General features: G+C 65.9%; 25 protein-coding genes. 3 read left to right on the top strand and 22 right to left on the bottom strand.

The features are described from left to right. Positions 1 to 2: 2 nt before the first annotated feature. From frc to ACO06P_RS24665, 19 genes are all read right to left on the bottom strand, one after another. The gene (frc, locus tag ACO06P_RS24755; RefSeq protein WP_420347888.1) at positions 3 to 1,280 is read right to left on the bottom strand and encodes a formyl-CoA transferase; all 1,278 of its coding nucleotides are present in this window, start codon (positions 1,278 to 1,280) and stop codon (positions 3 to 5) included. Positions 1,281 to 1,323: 43 nt separating this feature from the next. Then, positions 1,324 to 3,069 carry an oxalyl-CoA decarboxylase gene (gene oxc, locus ACO06P_RS24750; RefSeq protein WP_420347887.1) on the bottom strand — a complete coding sequence of 582 codons (1,746 nt, stop codon included), beginning with the start codon at positions 3,067 to 3,069 and terminating at the stop codon, positions 1,324 to 1,326. Between the two features lie 93 nt (positions 3,070 to 3,162). After that, positions 3,163 to 3,852 (bottom strand): GntR family transcriptional regulator, encoded by a 690-nt coding sequence (locus ACO06P_RS24745; protein WP_420347886.1) that lies wholly within the window; start codon positions 3,850 to 3,852, stop codon positions 3,163 to 3,165. A 206-nt stretch (positions 3,853 to 4,058) separates the two neighbouring features. Then, a complete protein-coding gene (gene dhaK, locus ACO06P_RS24740) occupies positions 4,059 to 5,048 on the bottom strand; it encodes a dihydroxyacetone kinase subunit DhaK (RefSeq protein ID WP_420347885.1) in 990 nt (329 codons plus the stop codon). Positions 5,049 to 5,076: 28 nt separating this feature from the next. Next, positions 5,077 to 5,502 (bottom strand): hypothetical protein, encoded by a 426-nt coding sequence (locus tag ACO06P_RS24735; protein ID WP_420347884.1) that lies wholly within the window; start codon positions 5,500 to 5,502, stop codon positions 5,077 to 5,079. Continuing rightward, complete coding sequence (gene ptsP / locus ACO06P_RS24730; RefSeq protein WP_420347883.1) at positions 5,495 to 7,138, bottom strand: phosphoenolpyruvate--protein phosphotransferase; 1,644 nt, start codon at positions 7,136 to 7,138, stop codon at positions 5,495 to 5,497. Before ptsP ends, ACO06P_RS24735 begins: the two co-directional genes overlap by 8 nt. After that, positions 7,122 to 7,415 (bottom strand): HPr family phosphocarrier protein, encoded by a 294-nt coding sequence (locus tag ACO06P_RS24725; RefSeq protein WP_420347882.1) that lies wholly within the window; start codon positions 7,413 to 7,415, stop codon positions 7,122 to 7,124. The genes ptsP and ACO06P_RS24725 overlap by 17 nt, the downstream gene beginning before the upstream one ends. A 56-nt stretch (positions 7,416 to 7,471) precedes the next feature. Then, positions 7,472 to 7,867 (bottom strand): dihydroxyacetone kinase phosphoryl donor subunit DhaM, encoded by a 396-nt coding sequence (gene dhaM, locus ACO06P_RS24720; RefSeq protein WP_420347881.1) that lies wholly within the window; start codon positions 7,865 to 7,867, stop codon positions 7,472 to 7,474. Further along, positions 7,864 to 8,478 (bottom strand): dihydroxyacetone kinase subunit DhaL, encoded by a 615-nt coding sequence (dhaL, locus tag ACO06P_RS24715; RefSeq protein WP_420347880.1) that lies wholly within the window; start codon positions 8,476 to 8,478, stop codon positions 7,864 to 7,866. Before dhaL ends, dhaM begins: the two co-directional genes overlap by 4 nt. Before the next feature lie 13 nt (positions 8,479 to 8,491). Then, a complete protein-coding gene (locus tag ACO06P_RS24710) occupies positions 8,492 to 9,508 on the bottom strand; it encodes an ABC transporter ATP-binding protein (RefSeq protein ID WP_420347879.1) in 1,017 nt (338 codons plus the stop codon). Then, positions 9,501 to 10,610, bottom strand: a complete 1,110-nt coding sequence (locus ACO06P_RS24705) for an ABC transporter ATP-binding protein (RefSeq protein WP_420347878.1) — start codon at positions 10,608 to 10,610, stop codon at positions 9,501 to 9,503. The genes ACO06P_RS24710 and ACO06P_RS24705 overlap by 8 nt, the downstream gene beginning before the upstream one ends. A gap of 10 nt (positions 10,611 to 10,620) precedes the next feature. After that, positions 10,621 to 10,848, bottom strand: a complete 228-nt coding sequence (locus ACO06P_RS24700; protein WP_421938160.1) for a hypothetical protein — start codon at positions 10,846 to 10,848, stop codon at positions 10,621 to 10,623. Then, positions 10,845 to 11,795, bottom strand: a complete 951-nt coding sequence (locus tag ACO06P_RS24695; RefSeq protein WP_420347876.1) for a carbohydrate ABC transporter permease — start codon at positions 11,793 to 11,795, stop codon at positions 10,845 to 10,847. Before ACO06P_RS24695 ends, ACO06P_RS24700 begins: the two co-directional genes overlap by 4 nt. Further along, entirely contained in the window at positions 11,792 to 12,754 is a 963-nt protein-coding gene (locus ACO06P_RS24690; protein WP_420347875.1) for a carbohydrate ABC transporter permease, read from the bottom strand. The genes ACO06P_RS24695 and ACO06P_RS24690 overlap by 4 nt, the downstream gene beginning before the upstream one ends. A 121-nt stretch (positions 12,755 to 12,875) precedes the next feature. Then, on the bottom strand, positions 12,876 to 14,207 hold the full coding sequence (locus ACO06P_RS24685; protein WP_420347874.1) for an ABC transporter substrate-binding protein: 1,332 nt from the start codon (positions 14,205 to 14,207) through the stop codon (positions 12,876 to 12,878). A 246-nt stretch (positions 14,208 to 14,453) separates the two neighbouring features. Further along, the gene (locus ACO06P_RS24680; protein WP_420347873.1) at positions 14,454 to 15,626 is read right to left on the bottom strand and encodes a Gfo/Idh/MocA family protein; all 1,173 of its coding nucleotides are present in this window, start codon (positions 15,624 to 15,626) and stop codon (positions 14,454 to 14,456) included. Positions 15,627 to 15,638: 12 nt separating this feature from the next. After that, the gene (locus tag ACO06P_RS24675) at positions 15,639 to 16,694 is read right to left on the bottom strand and encodes a sugar phosphate isomerase/epimerase family protein (RefSeq protein ID WP_420347872.1); all 1,056 of its coding nucleotides are present in this window, start codon (positions 16,692 to 16,694) and stop codon (positions 15,639 to 15,641) included. Positions 16,695 to 16,764: 70 nt separating this feature from the next. Continuing rightward, on the bottom strand, positions 16,765 to 17,790 hold the full coding sequence (locus tag ACO06P_RS24670) for a LacI family DNA-binding transcriptional regulator (RefSeq protein ID WP_420347871.1): 1,026 nt from the start codon (positions 17,788 to 17,790) through the stop codon (positions 16,765 to 16,767). A gap of 116 nt (positions 17,791 to 17,906) precedes the next feature. After that, positions 17,907 to 19,277: a glutamine synthetase family protein gene (locus ACO06P_RS24665; RefSeq protein WP_420347870.1), complete on the bottom strand. Its 1,371-nt coding sequence runs from the start codon at positions 19,275 to 19,277 to the stop codon at positions 17,907 to 17,909. A gap of 211 nt (positions 19,278 to 19,488) precedes the next feature. Here ACO06P_RS24665 and ACO06P_RS24660 point away from each other — a divergent pair, with 211 nt between their 5' ends. Continuing rightward, on the top strand, positions 19,489 to 21,114 hold the full coding sequence (locus ACO06P_RS24660; protein ID WP_420347869.1) for a Na/Pi cotransporter family protein: 1,626 nt from the start codon (positions 19,489 to 19,491) through the stop codon (positions 21,112 to 21,114). A 29-nt stretch (positions 21,115 to 21,143) separates the two neighbouring features. Here ACO06P_RS24660 and xylB read toward each other — a convergent pair whose 3' ends face one another. After that, positions 21,144 to 22,655: a xylulokinase gene (gene xylB, locus ACO06P_RS24655; protein ID WP_420347868.1), complete on the bottom strand. Its 1,512-nt coding sequence runs from the start codon at positions 22,653 to 22,655 to the stop codon at positions 21,144 to 21,146. Continuing rightward, on the bottom strand, positions 22,652 to 23,503 hold the full coding sequence (locus ACO06P_RS24650; protein ID WP_420347867.1) for an SDR family oxidoreductase: 852 nt from the start codon (positions 23,501 to 23,503) through the stop codon (positions 22,652 to 22,654). The genes xylB and ACO06P_RS24650 overlap by 4 nt, the downstream gene beginning before the upstream one ends. A 156-nt stretch (positions 23,504 to 23,659) precedes the next feature. Here ACO06P_RS24650 and ACO06P_RS24645 point away from each other — a divergent pair, with 156 nt between their 5' ends. Then, positions 23,660 to 24,988, top strand: coding sequence for a glutamine synthetase family protein (locus ACO06P_RS24645; RefSeq protein ID WP_420347866.1), 1,329 nt, complete (start codon positions 23,660 to 23,662; stop codon positions 24,986 to 24,988). Positions 24,989 to 25,029: 41 nt separating this feature from the next. Here ACO06P_RS24645 and ACO06P_RS24640 read toward each other — a convergent pair whose 3' ends face one another. Next, complete coding sequence (locus ACO06P_RS24640; RefSeq protein WP_420347865.1) at positions 25,030 to 25,368, bottom strand: ClpX C4-type zinc finger protein; 339 nt, start codon at positions 25,366 to 25,368, stop codon at positions 25,030 to 25,032. Positions 25,369 to 25,579: 211 nt separating this feature from the next. Between ACO06P_RS24640 and ACO06P_RS24635 the strand changes: the two genes are divergently transcribed. Further along, on the top strand, positions 25,580 to 25,993 hold the full coding sequence (locus ACO06P_RS24635) for a response regulator (protein WP_420347864.1): 414 nt from the start codon (positions 25,580 to 25,582) through the stop codon (positions 25,991 to 25,993). Positions 25,994 to 26,143: the final 150 nt, after the last annotated feature.

The raw sequence follows: 26,143 nt of genomic DNA, 5'->3' as shown, positions 1-26,143 counted from the left end.
GGTCATTCAGCGGCGGCCTGCTCCGGCAGGTCGCCCAGGGCACCGCTGGCCCAGGTCTCCTGAATCTCATCCTCGGACAGCCCCAGGACCTGGCCCAGGATCTCGTTGGTGTGCTCGCCGAGCAGCGGCGAGCGAGTGACTTCGGCCGGCGAGTCCGACAGTTTGACGGGATTACCGACGGTCAGGTATTTGCCCCGGGTCGGATGGTCGACCTCGACGATGGTTCCGGTCTCCCTGAGGCTCGGCTCCTCCGCCAGTTCCTTCATCGAGAGGATCGGACCGCAGGGAATGTTCAGCGGGTTGCAGGCCTCCATGACCTCGAACTTGGTCTTGGTCTTGGTCCAGCCCTCGATGGTCTCGAAGATCTGCGGAATCTTGTCGAGCCGTGCCTCCGGCTTGGCGTAGCCAGGATCTTCTTTCCACTCCGGCTTGCCGATGAGATCGCAGATGTTGCCCCAGACGGCGGCCTGGGTGATGAAGTAGACATAGGCGTTGGGGTCGGTCTCCCAGCCCTTGCACTTGACGATCCAGCCCGGCTGACCGCCGCCGGAATCGTTGCCGGCCCGCGGTGTCGCCTCGCCGAAGGGAATGCCCTGGCCGAACTGGCTGTACTCTTTCAGCGGCCCATGCTCCAGGCGCTGCTGGTCGCGCAGTTTCACCCGGCAGAGGTTGAGCACCCCGTCCTGCATGGCCGCCAGCACGCGCTGGCCCTTGCCCGACTTCTCGCGATGGAACAGCGCCGTGACGATGCCGAGAGCCAGGTGCAGGCCGGTGCCGGAATCGCCGATCTGCGCGCCGGTCACCGTCGGCGGCCCGTCCAGAAAGCCGGTGGTCGAGGCGGCGCCGCCGGTGCACTGGGCGACGTTTTCATAGACCTTGCAGTCCTCGTAGGGCCCGGGACCGAAGCCCTTGACGGAGGCATAGATCATCCGCGGATTGATCTTCTGCACCTGGTCCCAGCCGAAACCCATGCGGTCCAGGGCACCGGGGGCGAAGTTCTCCACCAGCACGTCGCAGGACTGAACCAGCTTGGTCAGGACCTCTTTGCCCTTCTCGCTCTTGGTGTTGAGCGTGATGGAGCGCTTGTTGTGGTTCAGCATGGTGAAGTAGAGGCTGTCCACGTCGGGAATGTCGCGCAACTGGCCGCGTGTGGCGTCGCCCACACCGGGCCGCTCAACCTTGATGACGTCGGCGCCGAACCAGGCCAGAAGCTGGGTGCAGGTCGGGCCGGACTGAACATGGGTGAAGTCCAGGATGCGTACGCCTTCGAGAGCTTTCATACCGGGCTCCTCTATTCTGAAGGTTTGACTCGTCGGAGCTGGGCTACTTCTTGGCAACCACGCTCTGCGGATTGAGATTGCCGATGCGGCCGCTTTCCGTGCCCGCCGCTTCGTCGATGACGGCGTTGACCAGGGCCGGCCGGCCGGAATCCATGGCCTCGTTGACCGCGCGGCGCAGCTCGTCGGGCGAGGTCGCGTAGTAGCCGGCGCCGCCGAAGGCCTCCATCATCTTGTCGTAGCGGGCGTCCTTGACGAAGACGGTGGTCGCCGCGTCCGCGCCGCCGGTGGGGTTGACATCGGTGCCGCGATAGATGCCGCCGTTGTTGAAGACGACAACGCAGATCGGCAGGTTGTAGCGGCAGATCGTCTCGATCTCCATGCCCGAGAAGCCAAAGGCGCTGTCGCCCTCGACGGCCAGCACCGGGTGACCCGTCTCGACAGCCGCCGCGATGGCCTGGCCCATGCCGATGCCCATGATGCCCCAGGTTCCGACGTCCAGGCGCTTGCGGGGCTTGTACATGTCGATGATGCTGCGCGCGAAATCGAGGGTGTTGGCCCCTTCGTTGACGAGGATGGCATCCGGCCGCTCGGCGATGACGGTCCGCAGCACGCCCAGGGCCCCGTGAAAATCCATCGGCACGTTGTTGTTCTGCAGCCGCGGAGCCATGCGCTCGATGTTCGCGTCCTTCTTCGCCCTGACAGCCTCGGTCCAGTCGGCGGGCGGCGGCGCCCAGTTTTCGCCCATCGCCTCCAGCAGCGCGGAAACGCAGGAGCCGATGTCGCCCACAAGCGGCGCGGCGATTTCGACGTTGCTGTCCATCTCTTTCGGCTCGATGTCGATCTGAACGAACTTCTTCGGCGCGTTCCCCCAGGTCTTGCCCTTGCCGTGGGAGAGCAGCCAGTTGAGGCGCGCGCCGATCATCAGGACGACATCGGCCTCCTTCAGCACCAGCGAACGGGCCGGGCCGGCCGACTGGGGATGGGTGTCAGGCAACAGGCCCTTGGCCATGCTCATCGGCAGGTAGGGAAAACCGCTTTTCTCGACCAGGGCGCGGATCTCCTCGTCGGCCTGGGCGTAGGCAGCCCCCTTGCCGAGGATGATCAGGGGCCGCTTGGCGCCCTTCAGCACCTCCAGCGCCCGGGCGACGGCTTCGGGCGCCGGCAGCTGGCGCGGCGCCGCGTCGACGACTTCGACGAGGGAGCGCTGCCCGGCTTCTGCGTTCATGACCTGCCCCAGAAGCTGCGCCGGGAGGTCGAGGTAGACACCGCCGGGCCGCCCGGACACCGCCGAGCGGATGGCCCGGGCAATGCCGATACCGATGTCCTCGGCATGCAGCACCCGGTAGGCGGCCTTGCAGAGCGGCTTGGCAATGGCGAGCTGGTCCATCTCCTCGTAGTCGCCCTGCTGCAGGTCGACGATCTCCCGCTCGGAAGATCCGCTGATGAGGATCATGGGGAAACAGTTGGTGGTGGCGTGGGCCAGGGCCGTCAGGCCATTGAGAAAGCCGGGCGCCGAGACCGTCAGACAGACCCCGGGCTTCTTGGTCAGAAAGCCGGCGATGGCGGCAGCGTAGCCCGCGTGCTGCTCGTGCCGGAACGACAGCACCCGCATGCCCTCGGCCTGCATGTAGCGCCCCAGGTCCGTAATCGGGATACCCGGCACATTGTAGATGGTGTTGATCCCATTGAGCTTCAGCGCGTCGATGACGAGGTGGAAGCCGTCGGTCAGAGCCTCCGTCTCGGCGGCTTCTTCCACAGTTGCATCAAGGCTCTGTACTGATGCTGACATTCCGTTGTCTCCCCGAAAACCCATGGCCTTGGGTCATTGCATTGGTTTGTGGCTTCACGTTTCGGCGCCCCGGCGACACGGTGGCCGAGTGGTTCAATCGAGATAGTCGACGTGCGCCTCGATGTGCGCCGCCAGATTCAATGTGTGTTCGCGCACCAGACGCTCCGCGAGTTCGGTATCGCGGGCCTCCAGCGCCTCGATGATGTGCAGATGGTCGATAATGGACCGCTTGGCACGGTCCTGTTCCGAGATCGTCCGGGCGCGGATGCCCTTCATGTGAATGAACAGCCGGTCGGCGGTTTGCTTCAGCAACGCGCAGCCGCTGAGCTCCAGGATCGACTGATGAAACTCGATGTTGCGGTCCGAGTACTCGTCGATGTGCGCCTGGACCTGCCCATTCTCGAAAGAGGTGAAGAGCTTGCGCAGGGAGGCGATGCCCTCGTCGGAGGCGTTCTGGGTGATGAGCCGGGCGGCCATGCTTTCCAGCGCCGCCCAGACCGTGATCATCTCCAGGATCTCCTTGCGCGATTTGCGCACGATGAAAACGCCGCGGCGCGGAATGACGGTCACCAGTCCTTCCTGCTCCAGACGCGCCAGGGCTTCACGGATCGGCGTGCGGCTGATGCCCAACTGCTCGGAAAGCTGCCGCTCGTCCAGCTTCAACTGGGCGTCGTCGGCATAGATGTTCATGGAAGTAATGCCGTCACGCAGCGTCTCGTAGATATGCTCCTTCAGGCTGAAGGTCGTCTCGATCGGCTTGACTTCGAGCTTGTTCGGCAACATCTGCGGGATCTGTCCGTTCCGTCGTGGCTAGGACCCGACACCGCAACCGGCTGCTGCCGCCGGCAGACTGGCGTCTGGTTCTTGGTATACAATAGCCCACAAACCAGACGCCGACAACATTCTTCCCACCCCGCTCTGGGGACAAAATCGCTGTAGATTCCTAACACAATTTCTTGGAAAAGCCCTCCAAGGGACTGTGATTATTACTATAAACCCCAACGCAAAGCAGGGGTGTGCACCGGCGCATCCCAGAGCCTGCGCAGTTCGTCATCCAAAAGGGCGACGGTCAGCGAACAGCCGGCCATCTCCAGAGAGGTGACGTAATTCCCGACAAGGCTGCGGGATACGGTGACGCCGCGGCGTGCCAGCAGCTGCTCTGCGGCGTTGAACATCAGATAGAGTTCCATCAGCGGCGTGCCGCCGAAGCCGTTCAGCAGGACAAAGGCTTCGCCCCCGGTCTGATCGCCGAAGTCGGAGAGGATGGCGGTCACCATTTCCTCGGCGATCTCATTGGCCGAAGCCAGCGCCACGCGGCGTCGGCCGGGTTCCCCGTGAATGCCGACGCCCAGTTCCATCTCGCTCTCGCCGAGATCGAAGGTCGGGGTCCCCGCCGCCGGCACGGTACAGCTCGTCAGGGCGACACCCATGGAGCGGGTGGCAGCGTTGGCGCGGTCGCCGAGCGCTTTCAGGGCGGCAAGGTCGCGGCCCTCCTCCGCCGCCGCGCCCACGACCTTCTCCACGAACAGCGTCCCCGCAACGCCGCGCCGGCCCGTCGAGAAGGTGGAGGTTTCCACCGCCACGTCGTCGTTGGTCAGCACCGTCATGATCTCGCCGGCCGCCATCTCCGCCGCCATCTCGAAGTTCATGACATCGCCTTCGTAGTTCTTGACGATGAAGAGCGTCCCGGCGCCGCCGTCGACCGCCTCAGCCGCCGCCAGCATCTGGTCGGGCGTGGGCGAAGTGAAGACCTGGCCCGGACAAGCCGCATCCAGCATGCCGTGGCCGACAAAGCCGCCATGCAGCGGTTCGTGGCCGGAGCCGCCGCCGGAGATCAGGGCCACCTTGCCGGCCTTGGGCTGGACGCGGCGCACGAACTTGTGCTCCTCCCCAAGGGTTAGAATGTCGCTGTGGGCCGAGACGAAACCGTCCAGGCTTTCGGTGAGCACCGTCTCGGTGGCGTTGATCAGCTTCTTCATGACGTCCTCTCTCCTCTGCCTTGCGCCCTCAGGATTCCCGGCCCTGTTCAAACAGGCGTGCGACTTTTTGAACGAACTCCTCGATGACGCGTTCCAGCTCGCGATTGCGCGCCTCGTCCCCCAGATCCGGCAGGTGAATGCGATGCTCGCGCAGCTTTGGCGCGTCCTTCACCAGCTTCAGGCGGGCCGGATGGGCAAGGCCGTAGCTCTTCAGAAAGCTGCGCCGCTCCTCGACGGAGAAATGGCAGATCTCGAAAATCGTCTCCAGATGGCGCGCGGGAATCGGCACCGAATAGGTTGGGTTTGAGATCTGCGAGATGAAACTGCGGTTCTTGCCGAGCGCCGTGGCGAGGCGCTGACGGGTGCCGGAGGGGCGCTTGTCGAGCACCCCCTGCAGCACCGCCTTGTAGGCAGCGACGGCATCGGCGGACGCGACGGCGGGGGATCTAGCCATGCGGTGCCCCCAGGTCGATGCCGGCGATGGCCGCCTTGGTGCGCCCCAGGGCCAGCGGCGCGACGGAGAGACTGCGCAGGCCGCAGTCCAGCAAGGCCGGGATCCGGGAGGGCTCGCCCCCCGCATCGCCGCAGAGGCTGACCTCGATGCCCAGGGCCTGCGCGCCCGCCACCAGCGATGCGATCAGCTTCAGCACCGCCGGATGGGAGACGTCGTTGAGCGGCGCCACCGCGGCGATGTCGCGCCCTGCAGCGGTCACGTATTGCGTCAGGTCGTTGGAACCGATGGAGAAGAAGTCCGCTTCGGCAAAGAGTTCTGGCGCGATGGCCGCTGCCGGCACTTCCACCATCATACCCAGCGGAGCCGCGGCGCAGGCCTTGCCCTCTTCCTGCAGTTCCGTCAGCGCCTCACCGAAGAGACGCCGGGCCTCGTGCAGTTCCTCCGGGCGGGTCACCATGGGCAGCATGACCTTCAGACTGCCGTGCGGTGCGGCGCGGGCCAGCGCGCGGAGCTGAACCCGGAACACCTCCGGGTGCGCCAGCGACAGACGCAGCCCCCGCAAGCCCAGAAAGGGATTGGACTCCTCCGCCATCGTCAGACCTGCCACCGGCTTGTCCCCGCCGGCATCGAGGGTGCGGATGACCACCGGCCTGCCCTCGGCCCATTCGAGCATCCGCCGATAGGCGCGGTACTGCTTTTCCTCATCCGGCAGCCCCGCGGCGCCGTGGAAGAGAAACTCGCTGCGCACCAGACCGATCCCGTCACAGTCGTTGGGGTCGAGCGCGTCCAGTTCCGCCGGATCGGCAACGTTGATCATCACGGCAATCGCCGTACCGTCGCGCGTCGCCGCCGGCTCGCCACGGAAAGCCGCCTCCGCGGCCTGCGCCCGCCTCGCCGCCGCCTGCCGGTCGGCAAAGGCAGCGCGCTCGGCGCTGCTGGGATCGACGATCAGCAGGCCGCTTTCGCCGTCCAGCAGGGCCTCTCCCCCATCGGGCAGGTCGGCATCGCCGAGCCCGACCACCATGGGCACGCCACGGGCCCGCGCCAGCATGGCCACGTGGCTGGACGGGCTGCCCTGACGCAGGGCGAGGCCGCCGCCCCGGGTCCAGTCCGTTTCCAGAAAGCGGCTGGGCGTCAGGTCGCGGCCCGTCAGCACCTTGCCGGCCAGGTCCTGAGCCGGCAGGGCACGGCCGCTGAGATGCCGCAACACGCGGTCCTTGAGGTCCGAGAGGTCGCTTGCGCGCGCCCGGAAGTATTCGTCGTTGGCCGCCTCGTAATCGGCAATCTGGGTATCCAGGGCAGCGCGCCACGCGACCGCCGCGTCCTTGCCGTCCGCCAGGGTCTCCAGGGCCGGATCGATCAGCGCATCGTCTTCCAGCATGGCGATCTGGAACTCGATGATGCCCGCGGACTCGGCGTCGAGATCGGCAAGAAGGGCCGCAAGCTCGGCCACGGCCTCGCTCATGGCCGCCCGCAGCCGTCCCGCTTCCGCCTCCGGGTCGAGGCCCGCCTGCGGTGCGGGCGCGTCGTTCGGGGCCGCGTCGTCCTCCAGAACGAGGAGCGGACCGATGGCCAGACCCGGCGCCGCCGGGGTGCCCTGAAACTGGAGCCCGCTGCGGTCAGGCGTTGGCGGCATCCGCCTGACCTTCGTCGAAATCGCGCTCGACAAGCGCCGTCAGCGCCGAGACCGCATCACCCGCGTCATCGCCTTCGGCACGAAAGAACAGCACCGTGTCCTTGGGCGCCTTGGCGGCCATGACCCGGACAATGCTCTTCGCATCGATCCAGGGACCGTCCTCCGAGACCGCCAGTTCGATGCGCGCGGTGAAGGTCTTGGCCAGCTTGGTGAGCTTCACCGAGGGTCTTGCGTGGAGGCCGACCGCATGGGTCATGAGGACTGAAGCTTCTTCCATTTCTTCCGCCGTACTTGATAAAGTCGTCATCAAATCGTCATTCTCGGCGCCGGCAGTCAGGCCGGCGACAGTTCCTCAGCCGTGCGGCGGACCACCTCCAGCGGCGCACCGCCGGAGGCTTCCGTGGCCGCAATCACCGCGCCTTCGACAATCGGCGCGTTGCAGATTGCAATGCGCGCGCGCCTCTCGTCGGGCTGCATCTCCACCGCCATTTCGCTGTTGGTTTCAGCACCGCCCAGATCGACCAGAATGGCAACGCCGGCGTTGGTCCAGGCCTGGTCGATCGCCCCCAGAATGGTCTCGACCGAGGTGCCGAGGCCGCCGTCGGGATCGCCCCCGCACCAGGCCAGCGGCACCTCATCGCCGACCATCTGGCGCACCATGTCCGCCGTGCCGCGGGCAACCTCCGGCGAGTGGGAGACAATAACGATTCCAACCTTATCCTCGCTCATTTGGCCGCGGCCTCCAGGGTCTTGCTGACGGTATCGATCATGAGTGCCGAGGACCGTGCGCCGGGGTCCATGTGGCCGATCGAGCGCTCGCCCAGAAAAGAAGCCCGGCCGCGCTCGGCGCGCATGGGAACGGTGGCCTCCGCCGCGTCGGCCACGGCGGCGCAAAGCCCGGGCGATGCCTTGGGTTCGGCTTTCAGCGTCTCCAGGGCCGGAGCCAGCACATCCAGCATGGTCTTCTGACCGGGGTGCGACTTGCCGCGGGCCATCACCGCTTCCAGCGCCGCCTCGAAGGCTGCCAGGGTATCGGCCGCGGCCGGTGCCTCCGGCAGACTCTTGCCCAGCGTCATGAAAAAGGTGCCGTAGAGCGGTCCCGAGGCACCGCCCACCTTCATCACCAGCGCCATGCCGATGCCTTTCAGGGCCTCCGGCAGGGACTTGGCCGCCAAGTCGTCGAGATCGGCCAGCACCGCCTCGGCGCCGCGCTTCATGTTGACGCCGTGGTCGCCGTCCCCGATGGCCTGATCGAGCGCGGTCAGCTCGTCGGCGTGGTCAATCACCGCCTGCGCCACTGTCTCGATCAGGCGGCGCCGGCTTTCGGCATCCTCTAGCATGTTGTCCTCACTCTCATGCCCTCACACGCGCGCCGGCGCTGTCAAAGCAAAGCGGGTTGACCAGTTCCAGGGTCACCTGGTCATCCACCTCCAGCGGCGAGTCCGGTTCCACCAGGGTGGTGATCTTGCGTTCGCCCACCGTGACGTGCAGGTGGTTCTGGTCCCCCAGGTGCTCGATCCACTGCACCCGGCCCTGGGCGTTGCCGTTGTCGGCCTTGCGAATGCGGATGTGCTCCGTGCGCGCGCCGATGGTAGCCGCCGTCGCCGGCAGGCTGCCGGCCGGGAGCAGATCGCGCGGAATCAGATTGATCGCCGGTTGTCCCAGACGCGTCGCGACATAAACGTTGTCCGGGTCTTCGTAAATCGTCCTCGGCGCGCCGACCTGGATAAGCCGCCCGTGATCGATAACGCCGATGCGGTTGGCCATGGTCATGGCCTCGATCTGGTCGTGGGTCACATAGAGCAGGGTCGCGCCCAGTTCCTTCTGGATGCGCTTGAGCTCGACGCGCATGTCGGCGCGCAGCTTGGCGTCCAGCGAGGACAGGGGCTCGTCCATCAGGTAGATCTGCGGTGCGCGCACCAGGGCCCGGCCGATGGCGACACGCTGCATCTCGCCGCCGGAAAGCTGGGTCGCCTTGTTGGCGAGCTTGTCGGGAATCCGGAGCATCTCGGCGATTTCCGTGACCCGCCGGCGGATCTGCTCCTCCGGCACCCGGCGGGCCGGCGAGCGCAGCGGAAAGGCGAGATTGTCGTAGACGCTCAGATGCGGATAGAGCGAGTACTGTTGGAAGACGAAGCTGACGTCGCGCACAGTCGGCGGTGCCCCGGTGACGTCCTGCCCGCCGATGTGGATGCTGCCCTCGTCCGCCTTCTCCAGGCCGGCCACGAGCCGGAGGGTCGTGGTCTTGCCGGCGCCGGTCGGGCCCAACAGCACCACGAATTCGCCGTCGGCAACGGTCAGATCCATCCCTTCGATGGCGACAAGATCTCCGAAGCGCTTGGTGACGCCCTGCAGTTGGACCTCAGCCATGGGCCACTCCCCCGGGCGCAGCGTCGTGCAGCGCCGTCCGCAGTGCCCGTCCGCTTTCGGTCTCGAAGAGCGACAGCCGCTCGGTGAGAAAGGTCAGCCCCACCGTCTCGCCGGCGCTGACGCGGGTATCGGCACGCAGGCGCGCCTTGACCGTTCCGTGGGCCGTTTCCAGCGTGACGATCTGGTTGGTGCCGAGGTATTCGGTCTCGAAGACCTTGCCGCGCAGGGCTGCAGAATCGTCGAAGCGGATGTGCTCCGGCCGTACGCCCAATGCGAACTCCGCTTCCCCGTGATCCTGGCGCAGCGCCGGCACGGCCACCTGCGCGCCGTTTACCGCTACGCTCGTCGCGCCTTTCTCCAGAGCACCCCCGAAGGCCAGGAAGTTCATCGGCGGCGATCCGATGAAGTCTGCGACGAACATGCTGGCGGGGCGGTCGTAGATCTCCTGCGGTGCACCGAACTGCTCGATATAGCCAAGGTTCATGACCGCGATCTTGTCGGCCATGGACATCGCCTCGAGCTGATCGTGGGTGACATAGACCGTGGTCGCGTCAATGCGGTCGTGCAGGGAGCGCAGTTCCTCGCACATCAGGTCGCGGAACTCGGCATCCAGGGTGCCGAGCGGCTCATCCATCAGGAAGGCCTTCGGCCGCCGCACGATGGCCCGGCCCAGCGCCACCCGCTGCCGGTCGCCGCCGGCCAGGCCGGAGACCGACTTGTTCAGCAGATGGTCGATGCGCAGAAGCCGCGCGGTCTCCTCCACGCGCTCGCGGATCTCGCTGCGCGGCCGGCCGATGCACTTCAACGGAAAGGCGATGTTCTGGCGCACGTTCATGTGCGGATAGAGGGCAAAGAGCTGGAACACAAAGGCGATGTCGCGCTCCGAGGCGCGGTTGAAGGTCACGTCCTCCCGGTCCAGCCGGATGACGCCGGAGGTTGGCAGCTCGAGCCCGGCGATCATGCGCAGGGTCGTGGTCTTGCCGCAGCCCGAGGGCCCCAGCATGACGAAGAAGTCTCCGTCATCGATGGTGAAGGAGGAGTCGGCGACCGCGACGAAGTCGTCGAAGGTCTTGCGCAGGCTTTCCACCCGGATCTCGGCCATAGCGCTCTCGCTACTCCTTGAAGTGGCTGACGATGATGAACATCACCGTGCCGGTCAGAATGGTGACGAAGGAATAGGTGAAAAGCTCGAGGTAGAAGGGCTGCATCAGCATGAAGGTGCCGACCGCGATGATGACGGTCGCCAGGTTTTCCCAGGGCCCACGGCGCAACTGCAGGAAGCGGGTGAGCAGGCTCTGGCTCTCGCTGTCGCGCGCCTTGTCTCTCTCATGCACGCTCATTTCCTGACCGCTCCGAAGGTGATGCCGCGCAGCAGGTGTTTCCTGAGCACGATGGTGAAGACGACGATAGGAATGAGGAAGAGGGTCGCGCCCGCCGCGACCGCCGGCCAGTCGAGCCCGCCCTCCCCGATGATCGTCGGAATGAAGGGCGGTGCCGTCTGGGCGGTGCCGGAGGTCAGCAGCAGCGCAAAGGCATACTCGTTCCAGGCAAAGATGAGGCAGAAGATCGCCGTGGCGGCAATGCCGGTCGCCGCCTGTGGCAGTACGACCTTGATAAAGGCCTGCAGGCGCGTGTAGCCGTCGATCAGGGCCGCTTCCTCATACTCGCGCGGAATCTCGTCGATGAAGCCCTTCAGCAGCCAGACCGCCAGCGACACGTTGACAGCCGTGTAGAGCAGGATCATGCCCAGATGCGTGTCGGAGAGCCCGAGCGTCCGGTACATCAGGAAGATCGGGATCGCCACCGCAATGGGCGGCATCATCCGCGTACTGAGGATGAAGAACATGAGGTCATCCTTCAGCGGCACCTTGAAGCGGGAGAAGGCATAGGCTGCCAGGGTGCCGAGGAAGACCGAGAGGAACGTGGAGCCGAAGCCGATGATGACCGAGTTCAGGAACCGCTCGCCGAACTTCGAAGGGCCGGCAATCACCATGTTGCGGTCGCGCACCAGCCGCTCCACCCAGTTCTCCGGCGGCGGCAGCGAGGCCATGTACTCGGGCGTCTGCCGGGTGCGCGTGGTGAAAAGGTTCACATAGCCTTCCAGCGAAGGTTCGAAGATCACCTTCGGCGGATAGGAAATCGAGTCCGGCGGCGTCTTGAAGCTGGTCATCAGGATCCAGACCAGCGGCAGGATGGTGATCAGGGCGTAGAGGATCACCACGCCGCCGGCCAGATGCCGCGTCCAGGGCTTCGACTCCACGACGGAATGTGCGCTGGCGGCACTCATCGCTGCTTCACCTTGTTGAGGGCCTTGACGTAGATGTTGGCGACGCCGAAGACCGTGACGAAAAGGATGATCGCAAAAGCCGAAGAGTAGCCGGTGCGCCACTTCTCGAAGGCCTCGCGCTTCAGATTGATGGAGGCGAGTTCCGTCACCGAGCCGGGACCACCGGAGGTCAGTTCGACCACCAGGTCGAACATCTTGAAGTTCTCGATCACCCGGAACAGCACCGCCAGCATCAGGAAGGGCAGCACCATGGGCACGGTGATCGACCAGAACTGGCGCCACTTCGAGGCACGGTCCACCTCCGCAGCCTCGTAGATATAGTCGGGAATCGACCGCAGGCCCGCCAGGCAGATCAGCATCACGTAGGGGGTCCACATCCAGGTATCGACGATGACAATGGCCCAGGGTGCGAGGTTCACGTCGCCGATCATCTGGAACGAGGAGGGCTCGATCCCGGCGAAGAAGGCGACGATGTAATTGAACAGGCCGATCTGCGGCTGATAGAGGAACGTCCAGAAGTTCCCGACCACCGCCGGCGACAGCATCATCGGCAGCAGGATCAGTGTGGTCCAGAAAGAGTGACCGCGGAACTGCTTGTTGATGAGCCAGGCCAGCCCGAAGCCGATGATCACCTGGAAGAACATGGTCCAGCCGACGAAATGGGCGGTGACCTGCAGGGTGTGCCAGATGTCGGTGTCTGTCAGAACCCGCTCATAGTTCCTGAGCCCGATCCACTCGACCTCGCGATTGAGGCGGTTGGCCCTGTAGTTGGTGAAGGAGAGGTAGACCGTCCAGACCAGCGGAAAGATGTTGATCGCCAGCAGCAGGATGATGGTCGGGGTGACGAACAGCCAGGCGATCGCGCGGTCCGAAAGGCCGCGGATCTGCCGGGCCATTGCCGGCGGCGTCGCCGCGGCGGCGGACTTGGCAATGCGCTGAGCCGTCGAGCTGTCATCCATGGGAGCGTCGTTCCAAATGCGGGCCCAGGTACCGGCCAGATGCCGGCCGGATGAGAGGGTCCGGAGCCCCGTCCCCGGCGCCGTGGGGGCGCCGAGGACGGAAGTTCCCCGATCGATACGCCTAGAGCTTGCCTTCGTCCTCGAAGGTTTCGGTCCAGTCCTCGATCAGCTTGTCGAGGGCTTCCTGGGCCGTGCCCTGGTCGGCAACAACGTAGTCATGCAGGCGCTTCTGCATCGCGAGCAGCAACTCGGCATAGGTCGGCTCCTGCCAGAAGTCCTGGACACCGTCCATCGCCAGCAGGAAGTCCGCCGCAAAGGGCTGGCTCTGCTTGAAGGACGGGTCGTTCAGCACCGCCACGTGGCAGGAATAGCCGCCCAGCGACCACCACTTCTTCTGGACGTCGGGCTGGGCGAACCACTTGATGTACTCCAGCGCCTGCTCCTTCTTGTCGGAATAGGAGACGACGGAGATCCCCTGCCCGCCGAGGGTCGAGGCCTCGATCTTCTGGCCCGGATTGACGAAGAAGCCGATGTTGTCACCGCCGACCTTTTCGTCCTTGTGAAGGCCGGGGAAGAACGCGAACCAGTTCATCGCCATGGCCACCTGGCCGGACTTGAAGGCGTCGAGGCTCTCCTGCATGTAGCTGTCGGTGTAACCCGGCGGCGTGCAGCACTCGTAGAGGTCCTTGTAGAACTCCAACGCCGCAACCGCGTCGGCGGAATTGACGGCACCTTCCATGTCGTAGCTGCCGGGCGTGTTTTCGTACTTGAAGCCCCAGGCGTAGAGCGCGCCGGTGGCGCCCATGGTGATGCCCTCCGAGCCACGCTCGGTGAAGATCGCCGCGCCGTAGCGCTTCTGGCCGTCGATCTCGCGGCCCTGGAAGAACTCGGCAAGGTCCTTCAGTTCCATCTGGGTGGTGGGCGGCGCCAGATCGCGGCCGTACTTCTCCTTGAAAGCCGCCTGCAGGTCGGGCCGGGAGAACCAGTCCTTCCGGTAGAACCAGGCATTGGCGTCCCCCATGGCCGGCAGAGCGTAGTAGTTGGGCGAGCCTTTGGGCCAGGTGGAATAGGCATAGACGGTCGCCGGCGCGAAGTCGTCCATCGAAATGCCGGCTTCATCGAAGAAATCGTTCAGCTTCACGTAGTGGCCGTTTTCCGCTCCGCCGCCGATCCACTGGCTGTCGCCGATCAGCAGGTCGCAGAGCTTGCCGCCCGAGTTCAACTCGTTGAGCATGCGGTCGGCGAAGTTGGGCCAGGGCACGAACTCGAACTTCATGCCGATGCCCGATTGCGCGGTGAAGTCCTTGGACAGCTCCACAAGCGCATTCGCCGGATCCCAGGCCGCCCAGCACAGCGTCAAATCGCCAGACTGCGCCTTTGCCTCATCCGCCGGCCCGGCAAAAGCAAGCGCGGCGGCTGAGACCGCGGTCGCCAAAGCAAGAACCTTCTTCATCGTTATTCCTCCCTAGGGTTTGGGGCGCGCAGTCCGGCAAACCCGCCGCCGCGCCATTCAGGCACCACGCGGGCGCACTGAATTCCGTCGTTTTTGTTGTCGTCTGAGAAGGCTGGCGTGGCTCTTCTCCTCCCTGCCGGAGACCTTGTCGTCTCCGGTCGTTGTTTATTAATTTGGTTTAGTAAATCCCACTTCACTAAACATCGCAAGGTCTTTCTGCGCGCGCCCGGATGAGCGCGACCATAGTCAAGGCTTCACCCAGACCGAGCCTTTCGCGCTGGACTTCACCGCCGCCTCGACAAAGGCGACACCCTCCAGGCCGTCGGCCACGGTCGGAAAGATGACCTCCGGATCGGGTTTGCCGCCGCTGCGCGCGGCATAGAGCGCCGCGGCGACCTCGCTGTAAACATTGGCAAAGCCCTCCAGGTAGCCCTCGGGATGGCCGGGCGGCACGCGGGTCACCCGTCCGGCCGCCGCATCGGCCCCGTTGCCGGCGCGGGTCAGCAGACGGCGTGGCGCGCCGTAGGGCGCGTGCCAAAGCTCGTTGGGGCTTTCCTGGCTCCACTCCAGCCCGCCCTTGTCGCCGTAGACGCGCAGCCTGAGGGCGTTCTCGTTCCCCGGCGCCACCTGGCTGGCCCAGAGCATGCCCCGGGCCCCGCCCTTGTAGCGCAGCAGGATGGCGGCATTGTCGTCGACCTTGCGGCCCTTCACGAAGGTGGAGAGATCGGCACAGAGCGAGTCGATCTTCAGTCCGGAGACAAAGCCGGCCAGGTGATAGGCATGGGTGCCGATGTCGCCGATGCAGCCGCCGGCGCCCGACTGCTTGGGGTCGGTGCGCCACTTGGCCTGCTTGTGACCCTCGGCCTCCAGGCGTTCGGTCAGCCAGTCCTGCGGGTACTCAGCCTGCACCACCCGGAGGGTTCCCAGCTCCCCTGCCGCCACCATGGCGCGGGCCTGGCGGATCATGGGATAGCCCGAGTAGTTGTAGGTGACGGCGAAGATACGCTTGCTCTTCTTCGTCAACGCCACGAGGTCCTTGGCCTGCTTCACCGTGGTGGTCAGCGGCTTATCGCAGATCACGTGGATGCCGGCCTTCAGGAAGGCCTTAGCCACCGGCGCATGCATGTGGTTGGGCGTGACGATGGCCACCGCCTCGACACCGTCCGGCCGCTTGGACTCCTTGACCGCCATCTCCTCATAGGACCCGTAGGCGCGGTCGCTGGCGATGCCCAGCTCCAGTGCCGAAGCAACGGCACGCTTCTTCTGCGAGGAGAGCGCCCCGGCCACCAGATCGTAGTGATCGTCCATCCGCGCGCAGAGGCGATGCACGGCGCCGATGAAGGCCCCCTGCCCGCCGCCGACCATGCCCAGGCGGATCCGCCCGCCGCTGCGCGCATCGCCGCGCCCTTCGATTGCCATGTTCTCTCCCCCTTACGCGATGCCGAGCATGCGCCGGTTGGCGTCGTCGTCGCTGCCGGCGTCGGCGAAGTCGTCGAAAGCCTTCTCGGTGACGCGGATGATGTGATCGCGGATGAAGGTGGCGCCCTCGCGCGCACCGTCCTCCGGATGCTTCAGGCAGCACTCCCACTCCAGCACCGCCCAGCCGTCGTAGCCGTAGCCCGTCAGCTTGGAGAAGATGCCGACGAAATCGACCTGGCCGTCGCCGAGGGAGCGGAAGCGCCCGGCCCGGTTCACCCAGGACTGGTAACCACCATAGACGCCCTGGCGCCCGGTCGGGTTCAGCTCCGCATCCTTCACGTGAAAGATCTTGATGCGGTCGTGGTAGATGTCGATGTGCTCCAGGTAATCCAGCGCCTGCAGCACGTAGTGGCTGGGGTCGTAGAGCATGTTGCATCGCGGGTGGTTGCCGAGCCGCTCCAGGAACATCTCGAAAGTGATGCCGTCGTGCAGGTCCTCGCCCGGGTGAATCTCGTAGCAGAGGTCGCAGCCGGCGGCATCGAAGGCATCCATGATCGGCCGCCAGCGTTTGGCCAGCTCGTCGAAGGCGGTCTCGACAAGCCCGGGCGGACGCTGCGGCCAGGGATAGATGTAGGGCCAGGCCAGCGCCCCGGAGAAGGTGACATGGGCGGTCAGCCCCAGGTTGGCGGAGGCCTTGGCGGCGCGCATGAGCTGGTCGACGGCCCATTCCTGGCGCGCTTGGGGATTGCCGCGCACCTCAGGTGCGGCGAAACCGTCGAAAGCATCGTCATAGGCCGGATGCACCGCCACCAGCTGGCCCTGAAGATGCGTGGAAAGCTCCGTCAGCTCCAGGCCGTGACTGGCGAGAACGCCCTTCACCTCGTCGCAGTAGTCCTTGCTTTCGGAGGCCTTCTTGAGATCGAAGAGGCGCCCGTCCCAGCTCGGCATCTGCACGCCCTTGTAGCCGAGCGCCGAGGCCCAGCCGGCAATAGACTCCAGGGAATTGAAGGGGGCCTCGTCACCGGCGAACTGGGCCAGAAAGATCGCCGGGCCCTTGATCGTCTTCATCAGGCATCTCCTCTTTTTGCGCCGGTGTTCCGCTCCGCTGGTCCGGGATCGGAGGCGGGGTGGTCCGGCCTTATGGAATGTTGTCGCGCAGGAACACATCGATGCGGATACGCTCCTGATCGGCCACGATGGGCGTTCCTTCGCAGGCCGACAGCAGCACCCGCGCGGCGCTCCGCGCTTCGTGCCCCGGGTCCTGATTGACCACGGCATCGATGGCGCCGCGCACGAGCTGCTTGCGGGTGAAAGGCGTCAGGTCGTGGGCGATGAAGACCACCTCCCCCAGGCGACCGGTCGCCTCCAGAGCCGCGACGATCCCCCGGTTGCCGGCGCCCACGTTGTAGATGCCCACCAGATCGGGGGTCTCTTCCAGCAGCGCAGTGGTCACGGCTTCCACCTTCTCGAAGTCGTCGCGACCTTCACGCACCGGGAGCACCTCAAGATCCGGAAACTCGCGGGCCATGATCTGTTCGAAGCCGAACTGGCGCTCCACGTGGTCGCGCAAGGCAAGCGATCCGGCGATCAGGCCGACCTTGCCCTGCCGCGGACCGACGAAGCGGCCCAGCAGCATGGCCGCTGTGCGGCCGGCTGCGGTGTTGTCGATGCCGACGTAGTGCACCCGCTTGGCGCCCGGCGCGTCGGAAACCAGGGTGACCACCTTGACGCCCGCATCCGAAAGGCCGTTGATCGCCTCGCGCACCGCGGGATGGTCCAGGGCCACGACGGCGACGCCGTCGAAGTCGTCGCCGAGCGCCTCCAGTTCCTCCGCCAGGGCCAGGCCGTCGAAGACGTCGACCATGCGCACGGCGATCCGCACCCGCTCGGCCGTCAAGCGCTCGGCCGTCCGCTCCACCTCGCCCTGGAGGGTCTGCATGAAGGTGTTGGTGCCGGTCGGCAGGATGAAGCAGAAGCGGTAGTCGCGCGCCCGCGCCAGCCGCGCCGCCAGCCGGTCGGGCTGGTAGGCGAGCTTGTCGGCGGCCGCCTCAACCCGCTTTACGGTTTCGGATCGGACGCCGCTTCTGCGGTTGAGAACACGGTCGACGGTCGCGACGCTGACGCCCGCCTCCCGGGCCACGTCTTGGATTGTTATCCGCGCCACGGGATCACTTCCTCCCTGAGGCGCAAACCATGGCACGGCGCCCTGATGGGCGCAACTCAAATGATGAGGCTTTGCCTTCTAAGGTCGTGGAAAGCCCCGGAAATCGCCGCGGGAATCTAGGCGCGTTCGAAGCCGCGGCGGCGTTCCCAGTCCGTTACCCGGCGGTCGTACTCGAGCTGCTCCCACTCCGCCGTGTGGACATAGTGGTCGATCACCGCATCGCCGAAGGCCGCGCGCAGCATCTTGGATTTGGCGAGGGCCCGCGTCGCCGCGCGCAGGGTCTTGGGCACCTCGCGCAGACGCTTGCCGTAGTAGGCGTCGCCGACGAAAGCGTCCTCCAGATCGAGCTTTTCCTCGATTCCCGCCAGGCCGGCAGCCAGCAGGGCGGCGAAGGCCAGATAGGGGTTGAGGTCCGCCCCGCCGACGCGGCACTCGATTCGCACGGCCTTGGTGTCCTCGCCGCAGAGGCGGAAGCCGGCGGTGCGGTTGTCGCGGCTCCAGACCGCCTTGGTGGGCGCGAAGGTGCCGACCTGGAAGCGCTTGTAGGAGTTGATGTAGGGCGCCAGGAAATAGGTGATGTCGTCGGCGTACTTCAATTGCCCGGCCAGGAACTGGCGCATCAGCTTGGACATGCCGAGCTCGCCCTTCGGATCGCGGAACAACGGCTTCTTGCCCGCCTTGTCCCAGAGCGAGGCGTGGATGTGACAGGAGTTCCCGGCCAGTTCATAGTCCCACTTGGCCATGAAAGTGACGGCCTTGCCCTTGGCGTAGGCGATCTCCTTGATCCCGTTCTTCAGGATCGCGTGGCGGTCGGCCATCTCCAGCGCGCTCGTGTAGCGCACATTGATCTCCTCCTGGCCCGGCCCCCACTCGCCCTTGGAGTTCTCCACGGGAATGCCCGCGCCCTGCAGGCCGTTGCGGATGGCCCGCATCACCTCCTCCTCCTTGGAGGTCTGGAAGATGTGATAGTCCTCGATGTAATAGCCGGCGGTCTTCAGGTCGTTGTAGTGCTTCTGGTGTGCGCTCTCGTAGCTTTCGTCGAAGAGGTAGAATTCCAGTTCGGACGCCAGGAAGGCCGTGTAACCCTTGGCGGCGAGGCGCGCCTCCATCGCTTTCAGGAGGGCCCGCGGCGAATGGGGGATGTCGTCGTGGTGGTGATGATCCTGGACATCGCAGAGCACCAGCGCGGTGCCTTCCAGCCAGGGCGTGACCCGCAGCGTCGAGAGGTCGGGCTTCAGCACGAAGTCGCCGTAACCCTGGGCCCAGTTGGCCGCTTCGTAGCCGGGCACAGGCTCCATATCCAGATCGTTGGCCAGCAGGTAGTTGCAGGCGTGGGTTTCGCCCTGCGCAGACTCCAGGAAGAACTGCGCGTGGAAGCGCTTGCCGACCAGGCGCCCCTGCATGTCCACCATGCAGACAAGGACTGTGTCGATCGCGCCCTGAACGACCGCTTCCTTAAGTTGCGCGAGTGTAAGATTGCCTGGCATGGCCGGACCTCCGGAGATGACTGGAAACACCGGAGAAGACCCTCCGGCAGGGGGAATCGGTTGGGACTGCGAGCATAGAGCCTGACGCGGCCCCAGGTCGAGGCCCAGGTCGAGGCTTTCGGCCGCCAGACGCAGGCGCGAGCCCGGCGGCAGCCCGAGTTTGATTGTGCATGCAGGCCTTGCCCGCATAATGGACCAGACGATGGACAGCATGACGGCAGACATTCTGCTCGCCATCGGCGGCGTCGGGCTCTTTCTCCTCGGCATGGTGGTCCTGACCGAGGGGCTTCGGCATCTGGCCGGCGATGCCCTGCGCGGCCTGCTGGCGCGCTTCACCCGAACGCCCCTGCGCGGTGTCGCCGCCGGGGCGTTGACCACCGCCGTCATCCAGTCCTCCAGCGCCACAACGGTCACCGCCGTCGGTTTCGTCGGCGCCGGTCTGCTGACCTTTCCGCAGGGGCTGGGCATCGTTCTCGGCGCCAATGTCGGCACCACCGTCACCGGCTGGATCGTCGCCATCCTTGGCTTCAAGCTCAACCTCGGCACGGTGGTGCTGCCGCTGGTGCTGCTCGGGGTGCTGCTCAGGCTCTTCGCGAGGGCGCCCTGGCGCCACATCGGCTGGGCCCTGGCGGGTTTCTCTCTGCTGTTCGTCGGCATCGAGGCGATGCAGCAGGGCATGGTCCCTTTCCAGGGCGTCGTGACGCCGGCGGACTTTCCCGATGACACACTCCTGGGTCGCCTGCAGATGGTGTTGATCGGCATCGCGATCACCCTGGTCACCCAATCCTCCAGCGCCGGCGTTGCCGCCGCACTGGTGGCACTCGGCACCGGTGCGATCTCCTTTCCCCAGGCGGCAGCGCTGGTGATCGGTATGGACGTCGGCACGACCTTCACTGCAGTGCTGGCGACCGTCGGCGGGTCCACCGCCATGCGGCAGACCGGCTATGCCCATCTCGTCTACAATAGCCTGGCCGCCACCATTGCCTTCTTCCTGCTCGGCCCCTTCGCCGTCGCCGTTGCCCCTTGGCTCCTCGCGGGAAGTACAGGCAATGCGCAACTTGCCCTTGTCGCCTTCCACACGACCTTCAACTGCCTCGGCGTTGCGCTGGTGACGCCTTTCGCGCGCCCCTTCGGGCGCCTCATCGCCCGGCTGGTCCCCGAGCGCGGCCCGCCGCTGCTGCGCCGCCTCGACAGCGGGCTTCTGCGCGATCCCTCCGCTGCCGTCGACGCGGCGGTGGCCACAATCCGCGATATCGCCGCGGGACTGACCATTATACTCACCAAGCAGCTTGAACCCGGGACTGCGCGACAGGCCGGCGAAGACCGACTCGCCGCGGTCGATGAGGCCCTGGCCGCGACCCGCGATTTTGTCGAAAAGATCCGCACCGAGCCCAGCAATCAGGCCGCACACCGGCGTCACCTCGCCACCATGCATGCGCTCGACCATCTGATCCGGCTTGCCCAGCGCTGCGACCAGCGGGCCCGCATCGAAATCCTGCAGACCGAGCCGCGCCTGCGGCGCCTGGCATCGCTGTTGCGCGGCGCCACCATGGCCATCGGCCAGGACGACGACCCCGGCGTCTCGGAGGAACGCTTCAACCGGCTGCGCAGACTGCTGCGAGAACAGCGGTCGCGCTACCGCGAGCGCATGGTCGAAGCGGCTGCCGCCCAGCAGATCGGTGCCAGGACCACGCTGCGACGCCTCGACAGCGTGCGCTGGCTGCACCGCGTCGCCTACCATCTCTGGCGTACCCTGCATCACCTGGGCCTCGCTCATCAGGCCGCCCCGCCACAGCCCGCCGCCCCGGAATCGTCCATCGAACTGGAGAACGAGTGAAGCGCGGCAGGCATGGTCGGAAAACGCGCCTAGTCCCCGTCATGCAGCCGGTGGCTGACCGGGGTCAGCCCCTGGCGGGCCTCGTCGTAGAGCGTGAAGAGCCGGCTGTAGACCGCATGGCGTCCGGGGTCCGGGACGTTCTCCTCCGCGATCCGCACGCAGGCCGCCACTGCTTCTTCGGGCGTGGCGAAGATGCCGGCGCCGACAGCAGCCACCAGCGCGGCGCCGAAAGAGGCATCGCCGTTATCCGGCACCTTTACCGTCAGGCCGGTCACGTCGGCGATGATCTGGCGCCAGTTGGCGCTGCGCGCGCCGCCGCCCAGCAGCCGCATGTCTGCGAAGGTCGCGCCCGAGAGCGCCTTGGCCGCCAGCAGCACGTCGTTCAGGGCAAAGGCGATCCCCTCGTAGCAGGCGCGGGCAAAGTGGGCCCGGCCATGCCCAAGGGTCAGGCCGATGAAGTCACCGCGCAGCTTCGGGTCCCAATGGGGCGCGCGCTCGCCCATCAGGTAGGGGTGGAAGATCAGGCCGTCGCTGCCCGGCGCGACCCCGGCGGCCATGCGATCCATCTCCGCAAAGGCGTCCTCTTTCGGCAGCTCGGAAAAGAAGGTGTCGCGAACCCAGCGGTGCGCCGTGGCGCAGGCATTGATGCCGGAGGCCATGTACCAGCGCTCCGGCATGATGTGGGGATAGCAGGAGACCGGCGGGTGGACTTCGGGGTTTGCCGTCGTCAGGAACACGACCCCCGCCGTCGCCAGCTTGATCGCCCCCTGCCCCGGCGCGATGGCCCCGGCGCCGTAAAGCTCCACCGTGGTGTCGTTGGAGCCCACCACAACGGGCGTTCCGGGCTTCAGGCCTGTCGCCGCGGCGGCTTCGGCCTGGACCGTGCCCGCGACCTCCCAGGGTTGGCGCAGCGGCGGCAGGCTTTCCACGGGCCAGCCGATGAGGCCGCAGATCTCTTCAGACCAGCCGCGGCTTCCGACATCGGACATCAGGGCGCCCAGGGCATCGGAGTAGTCGGAGGTCCAGTCCCCGGTCAGCCGGCTGCGCAGCCAGTCCTTTGAGATGTAGAGACGCGCCGTGCGGGCGATGACCTCCGGCTCGTGCTTCTGCAGCCAGGCGAGCTGGCAGAGGGTCCAGGTCGGGTTGGCGCGGTTGAGCCCCTTTTCGATGATCAGGTCGCCCGCACGGGCGTGCAGTTCGGCGGCCTCTTCGGCGCTGCGCTGATCGTTCCAGAGGATGGCCGGCCGCAGCACCTGACCGGCGGCGTCTTCGAGCACGGCGATGTGCGCACCACCGGAAAGGCCGACGGCTGCAATCTGCCCGGCATCGATGGCCGCCTGCTCCAGCACCCGGGGGACGGCGCTGCAGAGCGCCGCCCACCAGTCTGCCGGATCCTGCTCGGACCAGCCGGGCTGCGGGCTGTTGGTGACGATCGGGTCGGCGGCCTCGGCCAATGTGGTGCCGGTCTCGTCGACCAGGGTCGCCTTCAGGCTGCCGGCGCCGAGATCGATGCCCAGCGTGACCCGCTTGGCCGCCGTCATGCGCCGCCCTCAGATACGTCGTCCCCAGATACCCCGTCCTCTGGCGTCACGTAGGCGGCGGAGATACCCCCGTCCACCAGCCAGCCGGCGCCGGTCACATAGCTCGCCGCCTCGGAGCAGAGGAAACAGGCCACCGAGGCCACCTCCGCCGCCTCGCCGAAACGGCCGAGCGGCATGTGCACCCGCCGCCGCTCCAGCTTCTGTGGCGTGTCAAAGAGTTCCGCCGTCAGCGGCGTGCCGATCGGCCCCGGCAGCAGCGCATTGGCGCGAATGCCCTGGCGGCCGTACTGCACGGCGATCTCCCGCGTCATCGCCATCACCCCGCCCTTGGAGGCGGTGTAGGCAAGCTGGGGGACCGCCGAGCCCATGACCGCAACCAGCGAGGCCATGTTGAGTATGGCCCCGCCGCCGGCGCGCCGCAGGGCCGGAATGCCGAAGCGGCAGCCGTGGAAGACGCCGGTCAGGTTGATGGCGATGGTGCGGTCCCAGATGGCGAGGTCGGTGTCCTCCGGTCCGCGGTCCTCCGACAGCATGATCCCGGCGTTGTTGAACAGCGTGTCGACGCGCCCGAGCCCGGCCTCAGCTGCCGCGATCATTTCCGAAACGGACTCGCCCTTGGCAACGTCCACCTCCAGCGCCAGGGACTTGCCTCCGGCCGCCGTGATCGCCTCCGCCGTCGCCTCGGCCGCCGCGAGATTCAGATCGGCGGCTGCCACCGCCGCCCCTTCCCGGGCGAAGAGCAGCGCCGCCTCACGCCCGATCCCGGCGCCGGCGCCGGTGATGACCGCGTGGCGCCCGGCCATCTGCTGACCCGGCATCCGCTGACCCGCCGTCTGCTGATGCGTCATGCTTTCCCCCTGCGGGCTGATCCTCGTAAGGTCCCGGATCAGAAGGTAGCTTGCGTCACTTGGCAACTGCAACATAATGTTGGTAAGTACCAACTCAATGCGGCAGCACAGGGGCTGCCGCCAACAACGCGGAACGGGGACACGAGGAGGCAGGACATGGCGGGGGATTCAATAAAGGACATGATGGCGGCCTTGAAGAAGATGGACGCACGCTACGTCCGCTTCGAACTGCCGGACCTGCACGGCGTCAGCCGCACCAAGGTGATCCCGGTCTCGAAGGTCGAGGGCTACGCCCGCAAGGGTCTGAACTTCTACGGCGGCACCATCGGCCTCGACTCCGCCTCGGCGGTGATCGGTGGCTGCGGCGTCCACGAGGAGGTCAGCTACCGCGACCAGCAGTTGATCCCCGACCCCGCGACCCTGCGCCCCGTGCCCTGGCTGGAGGGAACCGCCAAGGTGATCTGCGATGCGCGCTGGGGACCGGGCGAACCCATCGCCGCCACCCCGCGCACGGTGCTGGCCAGCCTGCTGAACCAGGCCCACAAGATGGGCTACGACGTGATGTTCGGCCTGGAGTTCGAATTCTATCTGCTGGATGCGGAGACCAGGCAGCCTCTGTTCGGCGGTGTGCACATCTTCAACGCGACGCGGAATCAGTACGTGCCCTTTCTGGACAGCCTGCTCGACACGCTGCAGGCCGCCGGCATCGATGTGATCACCCACAACTGCGAGTACTCGCCCTCGCAGTACGAGACCAACTTCGGCCCCGGCATCGGCCTGGACGGCGCGGACACCGGCTTCACATTCAAGAACGCGATCAAGGAGCTGGCGCACCGCAACGGCTATCTCGCCACCTTCATGTCGAAGCCGGCGAGCGACATGGCCGGCTGCGGCTGCCATGTGCATGTCAGCCTGGTGAACCGCAAGAACGGCAAGAACGCCTTTTATACGAAAGGCGCGAAGGAAGGGCTCAATCCCCTGATCCGACAGTTCGCCGCCGGCATCCTGACCCATGCCAAGGCCCTGCAGCCGCTGATCGGGCCGACGCCCAACTGCTACCACCGCCTCAAGCCGCATACCTTCGCCCCCTCCAACATCTCCTGGGGCGTGGAGGACCGCACGGCCATGGTGCGCATCAAGCACGCGGGCGGCGAGGACTGCCATGTCGAGATGCGCGCCGCCTCCGGCCTCTCCAACCCTTACCTCGCCGCGGCGGGCGTGCTGGCCGCCGGGCTGCTGGGCATCAAGGCCAAGGGCGACCTGCCCACGCCCTCCAAAGGCCCTTCGGAGGACGACCCCAAGCACGAGAAGCTGGCCGGCAGCCTGGAAGAGGCCCTTGCGGCGCTCAAAAAGGACAAGGCCATGCAGGACATGCTGGGCAAGGACTTCATGAAGCTCTTCGTCACCGTGAAAGAGGCCGAACTCGCCCGTTTCCGCAGCCATGTCACCGACTGGGAGCGCAACGAGTATCTGGAGCTTTACTAGGCAACGACCTTTTGCCTGGGACGCGACAGCAGCGCGGCGGGCTAGGAAAAGCGCTCCCAGGCGGCCTGGCGGGAGACGCCGAGAGCAGCGCCGATGGCCGCCCAGCTCACGGCGCGGCGGCGCAGTTCGTCGATCTGTATTTGCAGCACGGCGCGGGTGGCCTCCACCGTCGCCTCGGCGGTCTTGAGGGCGGCCAGCAGGTCCTCGTCGCTCATGCGCTCCCAACCCTCGAAGCCGTCCGGCGTCGCCTCCAGGATACGGTTGCAGACGCCGACACAGTCATCGCAGATGTGGACGTCGGGGCCGCCGATCAGCCGCCGCACCTCCCGCTCCGGCTTGCCGCAGAACGAGCAGGCCAGGCTCTTCTTCCGCTTGAGCATCGCTGCCCGCCTTTTATGATTGTCAGGACATTCTTGACATACCTGAAGCCAGCGTCAAGAAATTCTTGACGCTGGCCCGCTTGTCGTCACGGCCATTCTCTGCGGGTACGCTACCGCATGCGCTTGATGAAGTTACGGGCGCAGAGGATTTCTTAACCACTGCCGCTGTAATCCACCACAGGTAGATATTCGGATTGCAACGGGGCCTGAGATGTCAACCCAAAGCGGCTGCCCGCTCCATGTTCTGATCATCGACGACCAGAAGACCATGCGGTCGATCATCAAGGGTATGCTGCGAACCATCGGCATCACCTCCATTACCGCCAAGACCAGTGGCGAAGATGCGCTGGAGTACCTGATCGACAGAAACAGCCGCTTTCCCGATGTCATCATCAGCGACCTTCATATGGAGAACATGGACGGGATCGAGTTCTGTAACACCGTGCGCCGTAACAAGGAACTCAAGAACAAGGGCGTGCCGATCCTGATCCTGACCGGCGATACGGAGCCCTTGCTGCACGAGGTCTCGAAGCAGGTCGGCGCCCTGACCGTTCTCACCAAGCCGATCACGGCAGAGGCCCTGAAGGTCCAGATCGAGGAAGCCGTGGGCTACTCCTTCGCCTGAACCCGGCAAAGGGGCGCTTCCGAATTCCGTATTGGTGAACGCCAAACTTCTGGTTGTATCACACGACAGCGACACCTCTCGATTTAAGACAAACGAAACGTCTTCCGCCCAGACTGGCAGCAGTTCGAGATCGACATCGAACAGCGACAG

The sequence above is a fragment of the Pelagibius sp. genome (assembly GCF_965227505.1).
GTDB lineage: Bacteria > Pseudomonadota > Alphaproteobacteria > Kiloniellales > Kiloniellaceae > Pelagibius.
The sequence above is the reverse complement of the archived record's forward strand: the minus strand, read 5'-3'. Positions and strand labels throughout refer to the sequence as shown.

Bases quoted from the DNA above. Each gene is read 5' to 3' on its own strand.
- frc (WP_420347888.1), bottom strand. From the start codon at position 1,280: ATGAAAGCTCTCGAAGGCGTACGCATCCTGGACTTCACCCATGTTCAG.
- oxc (WP_420347887.1), bottom strand. From the start codon at position 3,069: ATGTCAGCATCAGTACAGAGCCTTGATGCAACTGTGGAAGAAGCCGCC.
- ACO06P_RS24745 (WP_420347886.1), bottom strand. From the start codon at position 3,852: ATGTTGCCGAACAAGCTCGAAGTCAAGCCGATCGAGACGACCTTCAGC.
- dhaK (WP_420347885.1), bottom strand. From the start codon at position 5,048: ATGAAGAAGCTGATCAACGCCACCGAGACGGTGCTCACCGAAAGCCTG.
- ACO06P_RS24735 (WP_420347884.1), bottom strand. From the start codon at position 5,502: ATGGCTAGATCCCCCGCCGTCGCGTCCGCCGATGCCGTCGCTGCCTAC.
- ptsP (WP_420347883.1), bottom strand. From the start codon at position 7,138: ATGCCGCCAACGCCTGACCGCAGCGGGCTCCAGTTTCAGGGCACCCCG.
- ACO06P_RS24725 (WP_420347882.1), bottom strand. From the start codon at position 7,415: ATGGAAGAAGCTTCAGTCCTCATGACCCATGCGGTCGGCCTCCACGCA.
- dhaM (WP_420347881.1), bottom strand. From the start codon at position 7,867: ATGAGCGAGGATAAGGTTGGAATCGTTATTGTCTCCCACTCGCCGGAG.
- dhaL (WP_420347880.1), bottom strand. From the start codon at position 8,478: ATGCTAGAGGATGCCGAAAGCCGGCGCCGCCTGATCGAGACAGTGGCG.
- ACO06P_RS24710 (WP_420347879.1), bottom strand. From the start codon at position 9,508: ATGGCTGAGGTCCAACTGCAGGGCGTCACCAAGCGCTTCGGAGATCTT.
- ACO06P_RS24705 (WP_420347878.1), bottom strand. From the start codon at position 10,610: ATGGCCGAGATCCGGGTGGAAAGCCTGCGCAAGACCTTCGACGACTTC.
- ACO06P_RS24700 (WP_421938160.1), bottom strand. From the start codon at position 10,848: ATGAGCGTGCATGAGAGAGACAAGGCGCGCGACAGCGAGAGCCAGAGC.
- ACO06P_RS24695 (WP_420347876.1), bottom strand. From the start codon at position 11,795: ATGAGTGCCGCCAGCGCACATTCCGTCGTGGAGTCGAAGCCCTGGACG.
- ACO06P_RS24690 (WP_420347875.1), bottom strand. From the start codon at position 12,754: ATGGATGACAGCTCGACGGCTCAGCGCATTGCCAAGTCCGCCGCCGCG.
- ACO06P_RS24685 (WP_420347874.1), bottom strand. From the start codon at position 14,207: ATGAAGAAGGTTCTTGCTTTGGCGACCGCGGTCTCAGCCGCCGCGCTT.
- ACO06P_RS24680 (WP_420347873.1), bottom strand. From the start codon at position 15,626: ATGGCAATCGAAGGGCGCGGCGATGCGCGCAGCGGCGGGCGGATCCGC.
- ACO06P_RS24675 (WP_420347872.1), bottom strand. From the start codon at position 16,694: ATGAAGACGATCAAGGGCCCGGCGATCTTTCTGGCCCAGTTCGCCGGT.
- ACO06P_RS24665 (WP_420347870.1), bottom strand. From the start codon at position 19,277: ATGCCAGGCAATCTTACACTCGCGCAACTTAAGGAAGCGGTCGTTCAG.
- ACO06P_RS24660 (WP_420347869.1), top strand. From the start codon at position 19,489: ATGACGGCAGACATTCTGCTCGCCATCGGCGGCGTCGGGCTCTTTCTC.
- xylB (WP_420347868.1), bottom strand. From the start codon at position 22,655: ATGACGGCGGCCAAGCGGGTCACGCTGGGCATCGATCTCGGCGCCGGC.
- ACO06P_RS24650 (WP_420347867.1), bottom strand. From the start codon at position 23,503: ATGACGCATCAGCAGACGGCGGGTCAGCGGATGCCGGGTCAGCAGATG.
- ACO06P_RS24645 (WP_420347866.1), top strand. From the start codon at position 23,660: ATGGCGGGGGATTCAATAAAGGACATGATGGCGGCCTTGAAGAAGATG.
- ACO06P_RS24640 (WP_420347865.1), bottom strand. From the start codon at position 25,368: ATGCTCAAGCGGAAGAAGAGCCTGGCCTGCTCGTTCTGCGGCAAGCCG.
- ACO06P_RS24635 (WP_420347864.1), top strand. From the start codon at position 25,580: ATGTCAACCCAAAGCGGCTGCCCGCTCCATGTTCTGATCATCGACGAC.